15 protein-coding genes are annotated in these 16,636 nt (G+C 48.2%); 2 read left to right on the forward strand and 13 right to left on the reverse strand.

From position 1 onward, the window contains the following. Positions 1–11: 11 nt before the first annotated feature. The 13 genes from queA to metK all read right to left on the reverse strand — a co-directional run bounded on the left by queA (position 12) and on the right by metK (position 14,778). A complete protein-coding gene (gene queA / locus KZ771_RS08755; RefSeq protein ID WP_290572860.1) occupies positions 12–1,064 on the reverse strand; it encodes a tRNA preQ1(34) S-adenosylmethionine ribosyltransferase-isomerase QueA in 1,053 nt (350 codons plus the stop codon). 88 nt (positions 1,065–1,152) lie between these two features. Further along, positions 1,153–2,046 carry a hypothetical protein gene (locus KZ771_RS08760; RefSeq protein ID WP_290652978.1) on the reverse strand — a complete coding sequence of 298 codons (894 nt, stop codon included), beginning with the start codon at positions 2,044–2,046 and terminating at the stop codon, positions 1,153–1,155. Further along, on the reverse strand, positions 2,043–2,585 hold the full coding sequence (locus KZ771_RS08765; RefSeq protein WP_290652980.1) for a hypothetical protein: 543 nt from the start codon (positions 2,583–2,585) through the stop codon (positions 2,043–2,045). Before KZ771_RS08765 ends, KZ771_RS08760 begins: the two co-directional genes overlap by 4 nt. Continuing rightward, on the reverse strand, positions 2,566–3,129 hold the full coding sequence (locus tag KZ771_RS08770; RefSeq protein WP_133539889.1) for a sigma-70 family RNA polymerase sigma factor: 564 nt from the start codon (positions 3,127–3,129) through the stop codon (positions 2,566–2,568). The genes KZ771_RS08765 and KZ771_RS08770 overlap by 20 nt, the downstream gene beginning before the upstream one ends. Before the next feature lie 154 nt (positions 3,130–3,283). Then, positions 3,284–4,555, reverse strand: a complete 1,272-nt coding sequence (locus KZ771_RS08775; RefSeq protein ID WP_133539888.1) for an inorganic phosphate transporter — start codon at positions 4,553–4,555, stop codon at positions 3,284–3,286. 11 nt (positions 4,556–4,566) lie between these two features. Next, entirely contained in the window at positions 4,567–5,247 is a 681-nt protein-coding gene (locus tag KZ771_RS08780) for a TIGR00153 family protein (protein WP_133539887.1), read from the reverse strand. 93 nt (positions 5,248–5,340) lie between these two features. Next, complete coding sequence (locus tag KZ771_RS08785; RefSeq protein WP_133539886.1) at positions 5,341–7,242, reverse strand: methyl-accepting chemotaxis protein; 1,902 nt, start codon at positions 7,240–7,242, stop codon at positions 5,341–5,343. 104 nt (positions 7,243–7,346) lie between these two features. Next, entirely contained in the window at positions 7,347–8,126 is a 780-nt protein-coding gene (locus KZ771_RS08790; protein ID WP_243734519.1) for a DUF481 domain-containing protein, read from the reverse strand. A gap of 88 nt (positions 8,127–8,214) precedes the next feature. Then, positions 8,215–9,279: a class II fructose-bisphosphate aldolase gene (fba, locus tag KZ771_RS08795; protein WP_290652982.1), complete on the reverse strand. Its 1,065-nt coding sequence runs from the start codon at positions 9,277–9,279 to the stop codon at positions 8,215–8,217. 27 nt (positions 9,280–9,306) lie between these two features. Further along, positions 9,307–10,488, reverse strand: a complete 1,182-nt coding sequence (locus tag KZ771_RS08800) for a phosphoglycerate kinase (protein WP_290652984.1) — start codon at positions 10,486–10,488, stop codon at positions 9,307–9,309. Between the two features lie 11 nt (positions 10,489–10,499). Next, positions 10,500–11,516, reverse strand: a complete 1,017-nt coding sequence (epd, locus tag KZ771_RS08805) for an erythrose-4-phosphate dehydrogenase (protein ID WP_290652986.1) — start codon at positions 11,514–11,516, stop codon at positions 10,500–10,502. Between the two features lie 3 nt (positions 11,517–11,519). Then, the gene (gene tkt, locus KZ771_RS08810; protein WP_290652988.1) at positions 11,520–13,517 is read right to left on the reverse strand and encodes a transketolase; all 1,998 of its coding nucleotides are present in this window, start codon (positions 13,515–13,517) and stop codon (positions 11,520–11,522) included. A gap of 115 nt (positions 13,518–13,632) precedes the next feature. Next, the gene (gene metK, locus KZ771_RS08815; protein WP_133539881.1) at positions 13,633–14,778 is read right to left on the reverse strand and encodes a methionine adenosyltransferase; all 1,146 of its coding nucleotides are present in this window, start codon (positions 14,776–14,778) and stop codon (positions 13,633–13,635) included. Between the two features lie 119 nt (positions 14,779–14,897). Between metK and KZ771_RS08820 the strand changes: the two genes are divergently transcribed. Together KZ771_RS08820 and gshB are read left to right on the forward strand one after the other, a co-directional pair. Beyond that, complete coding sequence (locus tag KZ771_RS08820; protein ID WP_290652990.1) at positions 14,898–15,635, forward strand: 16S rRNA (uracil(1498)-N(3))-methyltransferase; 738 nt, start codon at positions 14,898–14,900, stop codon at positions 15,633–15,635. 27 nt (positions 15,636–15,662) lie between these two features. Beyond that, complete coding sequence (gshB, locus tag KZ771_RS08825) at positions 15,663–16,616, forward strand: glutathione synthase (protein WP_133539879.1); 954 nt, start codon at positions 15,663–15,665, stop codon at positions 16,614–16,616. Positions 16,617–16,636: the final 20 nt, after the last annotated feature.

The following is a 16,636-nucleotide window of genomic DNA, read 5'->3' on the forward strand; positions in this document are numbered from 1 at the left end:
AATCTTTGTTGTTAACGCGTCAAAAACATCGCGTCGCCATAACTAAAAAATCGGTATTTCTCGTCAATAGCTTGTTGGTAAGCACTCATAATCAGGTCTCGTCCTGCAAAGGCAGAAACGAGCATGATTAGTGTCGATTCCGGCAAATGAAAATTTGTGATCAAACCGTCGATAACACGGAACTCGTAGCCCGGATAGATAAAAATATCCGTGTCATCAAAAAAGGGTTCAATGAGTTCCGCTTGACTAGCGGCAGCGGCTGACTCCACCGAGCGAACAGATGTTGTGCCGACAGCAATAACGCGTTTTCCCGCAGCCTTAGTCGCAATGATTTTCTCGCAAGTTTGTTCGGGGACTTTCGCATATTCACTGTGCATAACATGCTGCTGGATATCATCCACGCGCACAGGCTGGAAGGTGCCGGCGCCAACATGCAATGTCACATAGGCAAACTCAACGCCCTTATCCTGTAATTGCTGTAAAATATCATTATCGAAATGCAAACCGGCTGTCGGTGCTGCAACCGCGCCCGGCTCTTTGTTATAAACAGTTTGATAACGCTCTTTATCACTGTCTTCATCAGGTCGGTCGATATAAGGTGGTAACGGCATATGCCCATACTGCTCAAGCAAATCGAGCACCGTCTGTTGGTGCTCAAAGCGCAGCTCAAATAATGCATCATGACGACCTATCATCGTCGCCGTTACTTCGCCTTCTAAGCGCAATTGTTGATCAGCTTTGGGCGCCCGGTTTGCCCGTACATGAGCCAATACCCGATGATCATCAAGGATCCTCTCTACCAGAACCTCAACTTTTCCACCCGATACCTTTTCGCCTAACAAGCGTGCCGGAATCACCCGTGTATCATTAAAAATCAGCAGGTCACCCGGTTCAAGCAAGTCGATAATATCGGTGAACTGATTATGGCCAATGTGCTGCGTTGCCGCATCAACACGCAACAAGCGACTGGCACTACGTTGCTGCTGCGGATACCGCGCAATGAGTTCATCGGGTAAATCAAAATTGAAGTCGCTGACTTTTAGCGAAGTCTCAGGTCGGCTCATGGGTCGCACAAGAAATCTGTTAAGGTAATGTGCGCGGATTTTACTCGAAACTCGGCAACCTGTCACGGCTGCCGAGTCGTTCAATGAATTAAAAGTAGTAGGGTTTTGCCTGTTCCAACAGTTGCCGGGCGCCATTATCGTCGGTGCACGCATCTATCGTCTCTTTGGAAAACACGTAAACACGGTCACGACGACGCTCACCCACACTATTATCAGCCCCTTCAATTATGAAGGTAACAAACTCGTCTTCAGGAAGAGATTTTAACGTAACCCCATAGTCACACAACGTTTTTGAAAGTAACTGCTCAGCTGTCGCAATTGTTTTGTCTCGTGTTTCTATACGTTGTTGACGTGCTTCTTGCTGTTGCTGCTTAAGTTGCTGCTTTAACGCGGCTGCCTCAGCTTTTATTGCCGCTTGCTGTTCACGCAGCTGTTCGATCTCTAAGGCTAAATTATTGCGCCGTTTTGTCAGTTCTGCTTTATCACTGTCGTCGGCATTACGTAACTGAAACTCTAAGTCTCGTAACTCGCGTTCGCCGTCACGAATATCCCAGGCCAGATCGCGTTGCTGCTCAACCAGATCAAACCACTCCTGTGAATATTCACCGCTTAGCTTACTCAGTATTCGATGTGCACTGCGCAGCCCCTGCTCAACGACAACGTCAAGTTGCATATCGCGCGCAAACTCGCCCATCTCCGGTGCTTCCGGTGGTAACGGCGGTTCTGGAATATCGGGGGCAACAAAACGCCACTTAGATGCGCCAAGACGAGCTCGATAAATTACGCCCTGATCTCTGACGTAAGTGTAACGAAAGTCCTCCAGCTTTGTTTGCTCGTCACTTTGCTGGCCAACTGCAGTCGTCAGAATACCGGTGAATATCTCTAACTGATTCTTCAGTTCCTGATAAGGTTCATTTGCTGCCGCCGGCACCGATAATATGGCGCTACCTAAAATCAATCCACTCATCCACTTATTCATCATTCATTCTCCAGCATCGTTGATGGACCTGCTACTTCAGCGCGACGTAACTGCTGTGCATAAAAAGTTAAGTCGTCTTCGCGTGTTTTGTTTACATATTCAACTATGTTTTGCATATCGTCTTTTCGCTCCTGGCGGTTAGTTGCCAAAATGTAGGTTGCCAACTGGGTGGTCGACGTCGATAACTGCTGCCGAAAATCGTTACGTAATGCTTTACTTTGCTGAGCCAAACGTATTTTCTGCTGTTCTTCGAAAACGCTTAGCTTCTGCTCCACCAGTTCTGCCACCCGATGATCAACTTCAGCGGCCATATCAGCTCGATAACTTTGAACAACAACTAAGGACACAGCGACACAGGACAGGGCAAAAGAGGCAAAAGCCATCGGTTGTAACCAGCGCTGACGTTTACCGGAAGTCGCATATTGGCGTATCGCATGCTCCCGATCCCACTCCGGTAGTTCCTCAGTTGACTGGTAACGTTCTGTCGTTTGACTCAGCCATTGCTCGAAGTTAGGCGCATTTTTACCTGACTGCTTGTTCATATACATCCTCCAGGTACACTTTTAATTTATCTAAACCACTGTACAGGCGCGACTTTATGGTGTTTTCTGATTCACCCTGCTGCTGCGCAATTTCACGTGTCGTTAACTGCTGAAAAAACTTTGCCTCGACAACACTGCGTTGTTCTATGGGCAAATGTTGTAGTGCCTCGATGATACATTGCTGCTGTTGTTCCAGCGTCGCGACATCATGCGGACTCGCTGCGACTGTTTCATCGACTTGGTCATGTTCGCTTAAATCCCAACCCTGTTCATTCTTCCGTCGCCGGTAATATTCTACGCAGCGACGATGCGCAATCGTCATCAACCACGCATTAAATGCGTGCGCCTGGTTCCAGCTATGTAAGCTTTTAAACACACTGGTAAAGGTTTCCTGCACCAAATCCATTGCTTCATCAGCACTGGGAAGCATCCTTAAGCCATAGTGAAATACTCTTTTTTCATACCGCTTAACCAGTGCTACCCATGCTGATGACTTTCCCTTCAGCGCTTGTTCCGCAAGTCGTTTATCCGATTTTTTGAACACGTGTCAGTTTGTCCATCAAGTTATTTTTAATCGTTTGCTAGTTAAGTCGATAGTGGCGAAAAAATAGTTGGATGAAAATAAAATATTTTTGTTGAGAGGCAGTAATAAAAAAGCCCCGCAACGAGCGGGGCTTTTGAGCGTATTAAAGCATCGCTTAAGCAACGCCAAATATCGCCTTAAGAATATAAAAGAAGATAATCGACATAATGGCACCAGCCGGTAAGGTGACAACCCAGGATACTACGATGTTACGCACAACCCCCAGGTTAAGCGCGGCAATACCTCGCGCCATACCGACACCCAAGACCGCACCAACCAAGGTTTGTGTGGTAGAGATGGGCAGGCCTGTACCCGATGCCAGCACCACTGTTGAAGCGGCTGCTAATTCTGCGGCGAAACCCCGGCTTGGGGTCAAATGCGTTATACCTTTACCGATAGTGGCGATAACGCGTTTACCCAACATTGCCAAACCAGCGACGATGCCAACAGCACCTACTGGTAATACCCACCAGGCTAGCGCGGCAGTTGAATTAATCTGGCCTTCGCTGGAAACAATACTGACTACTGCAGCCAATGGCCCGATGGCATTGGCAACGTCGTTTGAGCCGTGCGCAAACGCCATCGCACACGCGGTAACAACCATTAGTACAGCAAACACCTTTTCAACGTTGGTGTAATGCATTTCTTTGTCATCAGAAGGATTAAATTTAAGCCGCGAAATCGCAAACTTACCGATAACAAAAACGACAGCTGCAACACCTAACGCCCATAGATAGCCCTCTAGCGAGCCCAAGTCTAAACCAACGTGTTTAAGGCCTTTTTTGATGGTCACCAGCGATAGCACAAAGCCGGCAAATGCCATGTAAAATGGCACATAACGTTGCGCCATTTTTAGCGGGTTAGAGCGGTCAAAAATCAGTTTCTGAGCACTCATAAAGATCATATAAGCTATAAACCCGGATATGGCTGGTGTTACAACCCAGGAGCCAACAACCCCTCCGACTTTAGCCCACTGCACCGAATCCATGCTGACGCCAATGGCGGAGAAACCGACAATAGCACCAATGATCGAGTGCGTGGTTGATACCGGCCAACCCAGATACGACGCAATAAGCAGCCAAAAACCTGCAGCCAATAGTGCGGCGATCATACCAAACACGAGCAGTTCCGGTTGGTCGACAAAGTACGCAGAGTCGATAATACCTTTGCGTATGGTCGAAGTCACTTCGCCCCCCGCCAAGTAAGCACCGGCAAACTCAAACACCATCGCAATAATAATGGCTTGTTTAATCGTAAGCGCTTTTGAGCCAACGGAGGTGCCCATGGCATTGGCTACGTCATTTGCGCCGATACCCCAAGCCATAAAAAAGCCAAAGACTGCCGCCATGATCACCAGGATCATGCCATAAGAAGTAATAATATCCATGAATCGCTCCTTTAAACTCGTGCTAGCATGAGTTCGAAGCGTGCGCCGACACGCTCTGACAGGTCGGCTAAGTCACCCACCCAATCTAAAATCCGATAAAGGAACATCGCATCCAACGGATTCATTTCGGTTTCTATCTTGCGCAAGTCTTGGCGTAATTGTACTTGCAGGCTGTCTGTGTCGGCCTCTATGGCGTCGAGTTCAGCGATAAAATTATTAACTAAGTCACGCTCACGACCTTTAAAGCCGGTTTCCAGCAAGTCATCAAACTCGCCAATCGTTTCTCTGGCTTTTTCTGTCGCATCAAGGCAACGATGAAGGTAGGCATCAAATGATTTAACTAAGGTTTCAGGAATTTCCAACTGACGCCCCGTCATTAAGCCGGAAATATCTTTAGCTTTGTTAGCTATGCGGTCCTGTTGCGATACCAACTCGAGTAAGTCTGTGCGCTCTACCGGCATAAACAAACCGCCCGGCAAATTTAAGCGAATTTTGCGCTTTAATTCATCAGCGCGCTGTTCATGCTCAACAACGTGTTGGCGCGCTTTTTCTGCAGCGCTCCAGTCTTTTGCATAAACGGCTTTAAAAAACTCCTTTAACCATTCAGCACACCGATGCACTTCATCCATGTGCTCGATCATAGGTTTTATCGGGGACTTAGCAAACACCCCTAAAAACGAGTTTACCGACATATCGGATCCTTACTTGGCTTAGCTTGTTTTAGCTGCGCGAATGTTAGCTAAATCTTAGTTCAAAAGGAACCGTTTTGCCGACAAAACTTGCAGCTAGTCGCCAAAAACCTGCTCAATTTTTTGTTGTTGCTGTGCCGTTTGGGACGCCGTATGCTGCAACAGTTGTATACTTTCACTCAGTTTATGCAACATATCTTGCATCGCACGTTCAAACTCCGACATTTTGTCAGCTTGGGATGCTACTAATGCATAGGCTTCATTTACTTCTGCCGACGACGACCGTGCTTGCGCGCCGGTCTCTGCATTGATCGATAAAATTTGCTGAATTTGCTGCTGTTGTTCTGACGCTGACTGGTCAATAACAGCGTAATTTTTACTGAGTGTACTGGCCGCACTCTGCAAGCGTTGCAATATACCCTGAACTTGAGCCAATGAATCATTGGTCTTACTGGCGAGCTTTCTAACCTCGTCGGCCACCACTGCAAAGCCGCGCCCATGCTCTCCGGCACGAGCCGCCTCAATCGCTGCATTTAACGCCAATAGATTCGTCTGTTCAGCAACGGTACTGATCACATTAAGTATCTGGCTTACTTCATCAACCGAACTATTAAGTTCTGTTACTGAGCTTTCGCCGTTGCTAATAATTGCCTGAGTTTGTTTGGATGAGTCGGTTAGTCGCGCACTCGTTGTCTCACTTTCAGCCACAAATTCAGCCGTCTGATTGGTATTTTTTTCTAACACGTCAAATCGTTCACGGAGCCGAATACCAATGTCAGCCAACACAGATAACTGTTGTTGGTTATCACCTGCAACTTGATGGTTGCGTTGCGAGTCCTGCTGAACCCGCGCTATTTCTGAACCAATCGAATCCAGAGCTGAGTTGACTGCCTGCATTTGATGACGTTTTTGCTCAGCCTCCGCATCATGTTGTGCCAGTATGTGATTAAAGCTAGTGGCTATTTCTCCCATCTCGGTATCGACATTTGCACCCGCAAGTTTTTCCTTGTGTCCGTCACTAACCAGGCGCTGCATAGCATCCCTCAAGCGCCTTAGCGGTGCCAGCACCATACGATTTAATAAAAGATAATTCACCGCTGAAAATAACATCAGCACAACCACCAGACCTACTACCGCAAGCTTTACTTGCAGCAGAGTTTCGTCACTGTGCTTAGCAACGTTAGTCTCTGCTTTAATCACGCTATCCTGCACATGTGCAATGTCTTCACGCAGCTTAGAAAATGCTTGTTGCCGCTGGACAATTTGTTCCCGCGTCTTTTGCATTTCCCCGGGGTAGCGGCCCAATAAGCTGTTAAGTTCGCTAATGATGCCTAAGCCGAGATCCTTGGCTTCACGTTGTACGAGCATCATACTTTGGTCAGGTAGCGACTCTTTTATCCCCAGCAGGGGCAATTGCTCTAGCTGACTCATACTTGCTTGCATCTGGTTAATCGTGACTAAGTAATCGGCCTGTTGTTGACGGGCATGGATTAAATGGATTAACTGCTGCATCAAGTCATTTGCCAGCGCCAAATAGTCGCTCGAATTAGGTCGTCCCTCTTTTAAGCCCTGCTCGGCGTAATCCAGTAAGCTGGATATCTCATTCCCTATCGAGCGTTCGGCGTTAATCACTAATTCCTGTTCGGCCCCTGCAAGCTTTCCCAGCGCTCGATAATCACTGTTAGTTCGTTTAAGCAGTGTACTCACTGAAGGTTTAAGCAACTGCTGAGTCTCGGGTGTCATTGTCTCAAGTTGCGTATTTACGGCCACCAGTATCTCCGACGCCTGACTTAAAAGCACGGCGTCACCTGATTGCAGGTACTGACTGAGTGTTGTCACCAATTCGACCTGCACCTGTTGCTTTAATGCTTGAAATGAATCAGTTAATTGCTTTTGCTCAGAAAGCTTCTGGTTACCCCAAAGTAGCAAACCTAAAAAAGCGAGCGAAACAAGCGATAACGATAATGACGATAGGCGACTAAAATGAGAGACCCGCATACGGTACAAGAGACAGTGAAACGTAGCGATAGAATACGTGTTAAAAATGACACTTTTATGAAAAAGCCCGCTCAAAGGCGGGCTTGTAAAGAGGGTACTCGCTTTTAGAAGCTATAAACCAAGGTCACTGCGGTTTCTGTATCTAAATTTTCGATCGTTTCGTTAGCAACCTCAGAGTTATGGGTTGCCGAAAGTGAAATTTTCATGGCCAGCGAACTATTCAGGTTTGATGAAACAGACACCTCACCACGGCTCTTGGTGTTGTCTTCACCAATCTCTGATGACAGCAATGCATTAAATTTCGAGTTTTCAGATATTTTCCAATGCGCATTGCCTGCTAGACGCAAAATTGCTGAGCCTTCAGATTCTTGTGCTATACCATTTTCTATTGGCTTAGAACGAGCGTAACCAGGACCGATCTCATAGTCTGCATACACGTTTTCGCTATAACGATAACGTGCACCATAACCCAGCGCTACTGTGCTCTGATATTCATAACCACTGTATTCATCCTCTTCGTAGGATACGAAGACAAACATGGACGATTTACTATTCGGAGCAAATTTGTAGTTACTTTGTGCGGATAAAAACAAACTGTCAGCCGTTTCGTAGGTATCGCCGGTTGACTGATCTTCCTGCTCCGCAGTGTAATAATCTAACACCCCTTTGTGACGCCACTTTTTATAGTCACGCGCCACATTAAGTTTACCTTTTAGACTTTCTGTTTCAGTATTACCTGTTGTAAACAATAAGCCGAATTCAGCACTTGCTTCCCATTCTTCGACGGTATCGGTATCCATATCGTTAGCATCGTCAAACATAAATGTTTGCGCTGATGCACTAAGTGGAAGCATTAAACTGGCAAATAAAACTGATAAGCGCACGCACACCTCGATATACTGCTGTAAATATCAGTTACTGCCGCCCACGACAGCAGTAACTAACGTTAAGTGATTTTTTGCAAAGTTTACGTTACTTTACGATGGCCTTCAAATCACCGTTTTCGTATTGTTTAAACATTGTCTCAAGAGAAATCGGTGTAATTTTGCTCGCCTGACCTTCACAACCAAAAGCCAAATAACGTGCTTCACAAATTTCCTGCATGGCTTCAGTTGCTGCAGTAAAGAATTTACGTGGGTCAAAGTTAGACGGATTTTCTGCCAGGTGGCGGCGGATAGCCCCCGTCGAAGCTAGGCGCAAGTCTGTATCGATGTTGACTTTGCGAACACCGTTTTTAATGCCTTCTTGGATCTGCTCAACAGGAACACCATAAGTTTCGGGAATCTCACCACCATATTCATTAATAATGGCAAGCCAGTCTTGCGGTACCGAAGATGAACCGTGCATCACTAAATGCGTATTTGGAATGCGACGGTTAATTTCTTTAATGCGGTCAATGGCAAGAATGTCACCCGTTGGTGGACGAGTAAATTTGTAAGCACCATGAGAAGTACCACAGGCGATTGCCAATGCATCAACCTGGGTTGCTTTGACGAAATCAGCAGCTTCTTCCGGATCGGTCAACAGCTGTTCATGCGATAACTTACCTTCAGCACCAACGCCGTCTTCCTCACCAGCTTCACCTGTTTCTAACGAACCCAAACAACCGAGCTCACCTTCTACCGATACACCACATGCGTGCGCCATAGCTACTGCTTGCTGGGTTACACGTACGTTATAGTCGTAGTCTGCTGGTGTTTTGCCGTCTTCCAGCAACGAGCCATCCATCATAACCGAGGTAAAGCCCAATTGGATTGAACGCTGACATACCGCTGGCGAAGTGCCGTGGTCCTGGTGTACAACCACAGGGATATGTGGCCATTCTTCGGTAGCCGCTTCCATTAGATGGCGCAGAAATGGAGCACCGGCATATTTACGCGCGCCAGCTGACGCCTGCACGATAACCGGGCTGTTGGTCTTATCTGCGGCCTGCATAATCGCGCGCATTTGTTCCAGGTTGTTAACGTTAAACGCTGGCACACCGTAGCCGTTCTCCGCGGCGTGGTCCAGTACTTGTCTAAGTGACACAAGGGCCATGATATAACTCCTTATTATTCGGTTCTGTTAAGCGTCTTTCGCGCGCTGTTCTAAAACTTCTACTGCCGGTAGCTTTTTGCCTTCCAAAAACTCCAAAAAAGCGCCACCGCCAGTGGATATATAGCTCATCTTATCAGCGATACCATATTGGTCAATTGCTGCCAGCGTATCACCACCGCCGGCAATAGAGAATGCATCACTATCTGCAATCGCATTCGCCATCACTTCGGTGCCGTTACTAAACGCCTCAAATTCAAAAACACCAACGGGTCCATTCCAAACAATGGTACCGGCAGTTTTTAATTTCTCAGCCAGCATATTTGCCGTATCGGGGCCGACATCAAAAATCATGTCGTCTTCTTCGATTTCAGTAACGGGCTTTGTTTCTGCACGAGTGTCAGCGCTAAACTCTTTACCCGTAACAACATCTGTTGGTAACGGAATTTCAGCATTATTCGCTTGTGCCTGTTCCATCAAGCGTCGCGCTTCAGCAATTAAATCAGGCTCATACAATGATTTACCGACATCGTGCCCGGCCGCAGCAATAAACGTATTAGCAATACCACCGCCGACAATCAGTTGGTCGACAACGTGAGACAAAGACTCTAGTACGGTCAGCTTGGTCGACACTTTTGAGCCGCCAACGATAGCGACAAGCGGACGCTTCGGGTTATCCAATGCCTTGCTTAAGGCATCCAGCTCGTTTGCCAACAACGGCCCGGCACAGGCAATTGGCGCATACTTTGCCACGCCGTGAGTTGACGCCTGAGCGCGATGCGCGGTGCCAAATGCATCCATAACGTAAACGTCACAAAGTGCCGCTAATTTTTTTGCTAACGCATCATCATTTGATTTTTCGCCGACATTGAAACGCACGTTTTCGAATACCACCACGCTACCGGCAGTGGTCTCTACACCGTTCAAATAATCGTTTTCCAGACGCACCGGCACATCCAGCGCAGCAGCTAAGTAATCGACCACCGGGGCCATTGAGTAAGCCGCATCAAACTGCCCTTCGGTGGGGCGGCCTAAGTGCGACATCAGCATCACAGTTGCGCCTTTTTCTAAGGCTAACCTGATGGTTGGTAGTGCGGCCCGCAGGCGTGCATCAGAGGTGACTTTGCCGTCTTTTACCGGTACGTTAAGGTCTTCGCGAATTAATACCTTTTTGCCGTTAAGGTCTAAATCCGCCATCGCTAAAACTGACATGGTTTGTCCTCTTAATTCAGTGTGTTGATCATCACGTTAGTGGTATCAAGCAGGCGATTTGCGAAGCCCCACTCGTTATCGCACCAACACAACAGTTTTACTAAGCGCTTATGACTAACCCGCGTCTGCGTTCCATCGACAATGCTGGAGTGTGAGTCGTGGTTGAAATCAATCGAAACCAAGGGTTCTTCGGTGTAGTCGATAATCCCCTTTAAACCACTGCGAGCAGCCTCTTTAATCACCCGGTTAACGTCTTGCAGCGACGCGTCACTGTTGAGTGTAACGCTTAAATCCATTGCCGTAACATTGGTGGTAGGCACGCGCACCGCAATCGCTTCAAAACGACCTTCGAGATGCGGCATAATCCGCTCGATACCACGTGCAAGTCGGGTGTCGACCGGGATAATCGAACGCCCCGCCGCCCGGGTTCTGCGCAAATCAGGATGATAAGCATCTATCACCTGTTGATCATGCATCGCTGAATGGATTGTGGTCACAGCCCCGGAGTCGATGCCGAACGCATCGTCAATAAGCTTGATAACCGGAACAATACAGTTGGTCGTACAAGAGCCGTTAGAGACCACTTTATGGTTTGAGGTCAGCTCATCGTCATTGATGCCATAGATGGCTGTAAAATCAACATCCGGTGTGCCGGGGTGAGAAAACAACACCCGTTTAACGCCCTGTTGCAAATACCGCTGCCCATCTGCCTGGCTACCAAACACGCCGGTGCAATCAATAACGATATCGACGGCGTGTTCAGCCCAGTCAATGGCTTCTATTTCGGTCTCGTGAGTTAGCGCAATGCTATCGCCGGCTACGGTTAATATCTCGCCTGCGTCTGCTACCGGAAACTTAAAGCGGCCATGACTGGAGTCGTATTTTAATAAGTGCGCCATCGATTCTGCCGGCGCCGGCTCATTAATCAGCACGACACTGAAGCTCTCACGATAATTATTCTCGTAAAGCGCACGCAAGCAACTACGCCCGATGCGACCAAAGCCATTAATAGCAATGCGTACGCTCACATCTTACCCCAGCATTTTTTGTGCGTGTTCAAGAGCTGCTTCAACGGTAATGTTAAAGTGTTTATATAAATCGGCAGCCGGCGCGGACTCACCAAAACTATTCATACCTACAACAGCACCATTTAGGCCAACATATTTATACCAGTAATCAGCAATACCCGCTTCGATCGCAATGCGACGGCTAACCGCAGCAGGCAGCACCTGCTCTTTGTATTCCGCACTTTGCTGGTCAAATACGTCAGTCGATGGCATCGATACTACGCGAACCTTATGACCTTTGTCGATTAACTGTGCCGCTGCCTGCACCGCAATATCAACCTCAGAGCCGGTCGCAATCAAGAGCAGTTCAGGTGTTCCTGAACAATCTTTTAATACATAGCCACCTTTGCTGATGTCATTCAATTGTTGCTCATCACGTTCCTGTTGTGGCATCCCCTGGCGACTGAATACCAATGCTGTTGGTGCGTGGTTACTACTAATCGCATTACCCCATGCAACAGCCGTTTCGACCGCGTCACAAGGGCGCCAGCAATTCAGGTTTGGGGTTAAACGCAGGTTTGCCATTTGTTCTACCGGCTGGTGCGTTGGGCCATCTTCACCCAGACCAATCGAATCATGCGTGTAAACAAAAATCGATGGCTGCTTCATTAATGCCGCCATACGAACAGCATTACGTGCATATTCCATAAACATAAGGAAGGTTGCACCATACGGCTTAAAGCCGCCGTGCAGTGTGATGCCGTTCATAATTGCCGACATCGCAAACTCACGCACACCGTAGTAAACATAGTTACCACTCGCATCATCAGCCGTAACCCCTTTAGCGCCGTCCCACAAAGTCAGGTTTGAGCCGGCTAAATCGGCGGAGCCACCTAACAACTCAGTTAGTTTAGGTGCAAACTCATTCAGCGTATTTAATGACGCTTTGCGCGTTGCCGGATGGTCGGGGTTATCTTGTAGTTGCTTCGCATAAGCCGCAACGTGCTGCTGAAAATCTTCCGGCAACTCGCCATTTAGGCGTCGCTTTAATTCTGCTGCCAGCTGGGGAAACTCTTGTTCGTAGGCAACCCAACGCTTATTCCAGCTAGCTTCAATTGCATCGCCGCGATCTTTCGCAGACCACTGTTGATAAACATCATCAGGAACTTCAAACGGTCCATAGTTCCAACCGAGCTGGTCGCGCGTGGCGGCAATTTCGTCATCGCCTAATGGTGCACCGTGGCAGCTCTCTGAACCTTGTTTATTGGGGGAGCCAAAACCGATAACGGTTTTGCAAATAATCAATGTTGGCTGAGAAGTGTTTGCCTGAGCCTTGTCTATTGCGTCGGCAACAGCTGCGGCGTCATGGCCGTCAACGTCGCGGATAACTTGCCAGTTATAAGACTCGAAACGCTTGGCGGTATCATCGGTAAACCAACCTTCGACTTCGCCGTCAATGGAGATACCGTTATCATCGTAAAACGCGATTAGTTTACCCAGTCCCAGCGTACCTGCTAACGAGCAGGCCTCGTGAGAAATGCCTTCCATTAAGCAGCCATCACCTAAAAAGGTATAGGTGTGATGGTTTACAATGTCATGTCCGTCACGGTTAAATTGTGCAGCCAGCGTTTTTTCGGCTAACGCCATGCCGATGGCGTTGGCAATGCCCTGACCTAGGGGACCGGTGGTGGTCTCAACACCCGGTGTGTAACCATACTCGGGGTGACCGGGAGTCTTAGAATGTAACTGACGGAATTGCTTTAAATCATCGATACTCAGGTCATAACCACTAAGGTGCAGCAACGAGTAAATCAGCATCGAGCCATGGCCGTTAGACAACACAAAGCGATCACGATCGGCCCAGTTAGGGTTGTTGGGGTTATGTTTTAGATAATCACGCCACAGTACTTCGGCAATATCAGCCATACCCATGGGCGCACCCGGGTGACCTGACTTAGCTTTTTGTACCGCATCCATGCTGAGTGCACGAATGGCGTTGGCGAGATGACGACGATCAGACATGAAAAACCCCCAAAAGGTGACAAGCAAACGTTTGAGCGCGTATTGTCCACATTTCGGGGGTTACAAGCAAATTTAATGCGTTTTTTATGAACAGATAGTGTGAACCAAAAGCCGATCAAATATCGGCTTTCAACTGCTCTGCTTTATCCGTTTGCTCCCATGGGAATTCATCACGACCGAAGTGACCATAAGCTGATGTTGCGCGATAAATGGGGCGCTCTAAATCCAGCATTTTTATTAGTCCATAAGGGCGCAGATCGAAATGTCGGCGCACCAGCGCAATCAGCGATTCCTCGTCATGGCGTGAGGTGCCAAAGGTATCAATGCTAATAGAGGTTGGTTCGGCTACACCAATTGCGTACGAAACCTGAATTTCACATCGTTCAGCCAACCCGGCAGCAACCAGGTTTTTGGCAACGTAACGCGCCGCGTAGGCAGCGCTGCGGTCAACTTTAGACGGATCCTTACCCGAGAACGCGCCACCACCATGACGTGCCATACCGCCGTAAGTATCAACAATGATTTTACGTCCTGTCAGGCCACAGTCGCCCATAGGGCCGCCGATAACAAAGCGCCCGGTTGGGTTGATATGAAACTTGGTGTCTTTACTGACCCACTGCTGCGGCAGAACCGGTTTGATAATTTCTTCCATCACAGCTTCTTTTAACTGCGCCTGAGAGATATCTTCATGGTGCTGCGTTGATAACACCACCGTGTCGATCGCAACAGGCTTGCCGTTCTCATAAACAAAGGTTAACTGGCTTTTAGCATCCGGTCGTAACCACGGCAAAGTGCCGTCTTTGCGCACCTGAGACTGGCGTTGTACCACTCGATGAGCATAGGTAATCGGCGCCGGCATCAACACCGACGTTTCATTTGAAGCGTAACCAAACATCAAGCCCTGATCACCGGCACCCTGCTCTTCAGGGTGGTCTCGATCAACACCTTGGTTGATATCCGTGCTTTGTTTACCAATGGCGTTTAATACCGCGCACGAATTAGCATCAAAACCCATGTCTGAATGCACATAACCTACGTCTTTGATGGTATTTCGGGTAAGCTCCTCGATATCAACCCAGGCATTGGTTGATATTTCGCCGCCTACCAGCACCATGCCCGTTTTAACGTATGTTTCACAGGCAACCCGAGCACGAGGATCATCGGTAAGAATTGCATCCAAAACGGCATCAGAAATTTGATCCGCAATTTTGTCCGGATGTCCCTCAGAAACAGACTCTGAAGTAAACAGGTGACGTGACATATGCCCTTCATTCCTTTATTTTGATTAAAGCTAATAGTACTAAGATGCTAATGTAACCGATCAGTAAAACTTTTTCTACTTCTGGACGTCTAAAAGTCCACTACACAAGAGAAGAATTGATGCGAATTCCGCGACTATTTCATCCGGGCAACCTTGCTGTTGGTGATCAGGTTAAACTTTCAGCCGATGCATTTCAGCACAGCGTAAAGGCGCTGCGGATGAGCAACGAACAGCCGGTATGCCTGTTTAATGGCGATGGCAATGATTATCAGGCTGAATTGCTGGAGGCCGATAAACGCAGTGCATCGGCGCGTGTTGTTGCGGTAGAGAGTAACGACTCTGAGTCAACAGTAAGTGTTCACTTAGGCCAGGTAATCTCACGCGGTGACCGGATGGATTTTGCCTTACAAAAATCCGTTGAGCTGGGCGTTGCGGAGATCACCCCGCTGTTTAGCGACCGTTGCGGCGTTAAGCTTACCGGTGAGCGACTAGAGAAGAAACAGCAACAATGGCAAAAGGTCGTCATCTCCGCATGTGAACAGTGTGGCAGAAGCCGTGTACCGGTGGTGCACGCAGCTCAGACGGTGGCAAACTTTGTGCAGCAAGTTACCGCCGATTTAAAACTGACACTCGACCCTTATGCGCCGCTACCACTGCGCCAACTAACCGGTGCTGACCAGCCAGCGTCAGTTGCCTTGCTGATTGGGCCCGAGGGTGGTTTTACTGAAGCAGAAGTCGATTTAGCCAAACGCGGCCAGTTTAAACCGATACGAATAGGCCCGCGTATTTTAAGAACCGAAACGGCAGCGTTGACCGCGCTAAGTGTTATCCAATATGAATTAGGTGACCTGGCCTAACGAACTTTGCATTAAAAGGATACTGTAATGAGAAAGCTTGCCATGGTGATGGATCCCATTGCGGACGTTAAAACCGTTAAAGATACCAGTTTTCGTTTGTTGTTGGAGGCTCAGACACAGGGCTACCAATGTTATTACGTCGAGATGGGCGACCTACTCATCGACAATGGCACACCCTATGCCGTTACCCGCAAAGTTAAGGTGACTGACCAAGTTACTGACTTTTATCAGCTGGGTGAAGACGAGCGTGTCCGGCTTGGTGATTTCGACGTTATTATGATGCGCAAAGATCCCCCTTTCGACAGCGAGTTTTTATATGCCACACATATGTTTTCGCTGGCAGAACGCGACGGTGCGCTGGTCGTAAATAATCCACAAAGCTTGCGCGATTGTAACGAGAAACTTTATACCAGCTGGTTTGCTGAACACATCGCTGACACTCTGGTAAGCGCAAACAGCGACGTGCTGCGTGAATTTCATAAAACCCATGGTGAGGTTATTATGAAACCGCTTGATGGCATGGGTGGAGCGTCGATATTCAAAGTCGGCCGTGACGGCTCTAACCTGGGCGTTATTATCGAGACGTTAACGCAAAAAGGCACGCGTTACGCGATGGCACAGAAGTACCTGCCAGCCATCAAGGACGGCGATAAGCGTATTTTGATTGTGGACGGTGAACCCATGCCCTATGCCCTGGCTCGCGTACCATCGGCTGGCGAAACACGGGGTAATTTAGCCGCAGGCGGTAGTGGTCGCCCGCAGCCGCTGTCAGAATCAGACTGGGCAATCGCGCGGGCGATAGGACCCACGCTAAAAGCTAAAGGGTTAATGTTGGTTGGGCTGGATGTTATCGGAGACAAGGTCACAGAGATAAACGTAACCAGCCCCACCTGTATGCGCGAGATTGAAGCGGCCTATGACATAAACATCGCCGCCAGGCTATTTGCAGCCATCGATGAAAAACTAGCGAATAAGCATTGAAATTATTGCCATCGTACCGA

The sequence above is a fragment of the Idiomarina sp. genome, from assembly GCF_019431395.1.
In the GTDB taxonomy this organism is placed as follows: domain Bacteria; phylum Pseudomonadota; class Gammaproteobacteria; order Enterobacterales; family Alteromonadaceae; genus Idiomarina.

Excerpts from the sequence above, each read along its gene's own strand:
- fba (WP_290652982.1), bottom strand. The coding sequence starts at position 9,279 with ATGGCCCTTGTGTCACTTAGACAAGTACTGGACCACGCCGCGGAGAAC.
- queA (WP_290572860.1), bottom strand. The coding sequence starts at position 1,064 with ATGAGCCGACCTGAGACTTCGCTAAAAGTCAGCGACTTCAATTTTGAT.
- KZ771_RS08775 (WP_133539888.1), bottom strand. The coding sequence starts at position 4,555 with ATGGATATTATTACTTCTTATGGCATGATCCTGGTGATCATGGCGGCA.
- KZ771_RS08820 (WP_290652990.1), top strand. The coding sequence starts at position 14,898 with ATGCGAATTCCGCGACTATTTCATCCGGGCAACCTTGCTGTTGGTGAT.
- KZ771_RS08785 (WP_133539886.1), bottom strand. The coding sequence starts at position 7,242 with ATGCGGGTCTCTCATTTTAGTCGCCTATCGTCATTATCGTTATCGCTT.
- KZ771_RS08760 (WP_290652978.1), bottom strand. The coding sequence starts at position 2,046 with ATGATGAATAAGTGGATGAGTGGATTGATTTTAGGTAGCGCCATATTA.
- tkt (WP_290652988.1), bottom strand. The coding sequence starts at position 13,517 with ATGTCTGATCGTCGTCATCTCGCCAACGCCATTCGTGCACTCAGCATG.
- KZ771_RS08800 (WP_290652984.1), bottom strand. The coding sequence starts at position 10,488 with ATGTCAGTTTTAGCGATGGCGGATTTAGACCTTAACGGCAAAAAGGTA.
- KZ771_RS08780 (WP_133539887.1), bottom strand. The coding sequence starts at position 5,247 with ATGTCGGTAAACTCGTTTTTAGGGGTGTTTGCTAAGTCCCCGATAAAA.
- KZ771_RS08765 (WP_290652980.1), bottom strand. The coding sequence starts at position 2,585 with ATGAACAAGCAGTCAGGTAAAAATGCGCCTAACTTCGAGCAATGGCTG.
- metK (WP_133539881.1), bottom strand. The coding sequence starts at position 14,778 with ATGTCACGTCACCTGTTTACTTCAGAGTCTGTTTCTGAGGGACATCCG.
- gshB (WP_133539879.1), top strand. The coding sequence starts at position 15,663 with ATGAGAAAGCTTGCCATGGTGATGGATCCCATTGCGGACGTTAAAACC.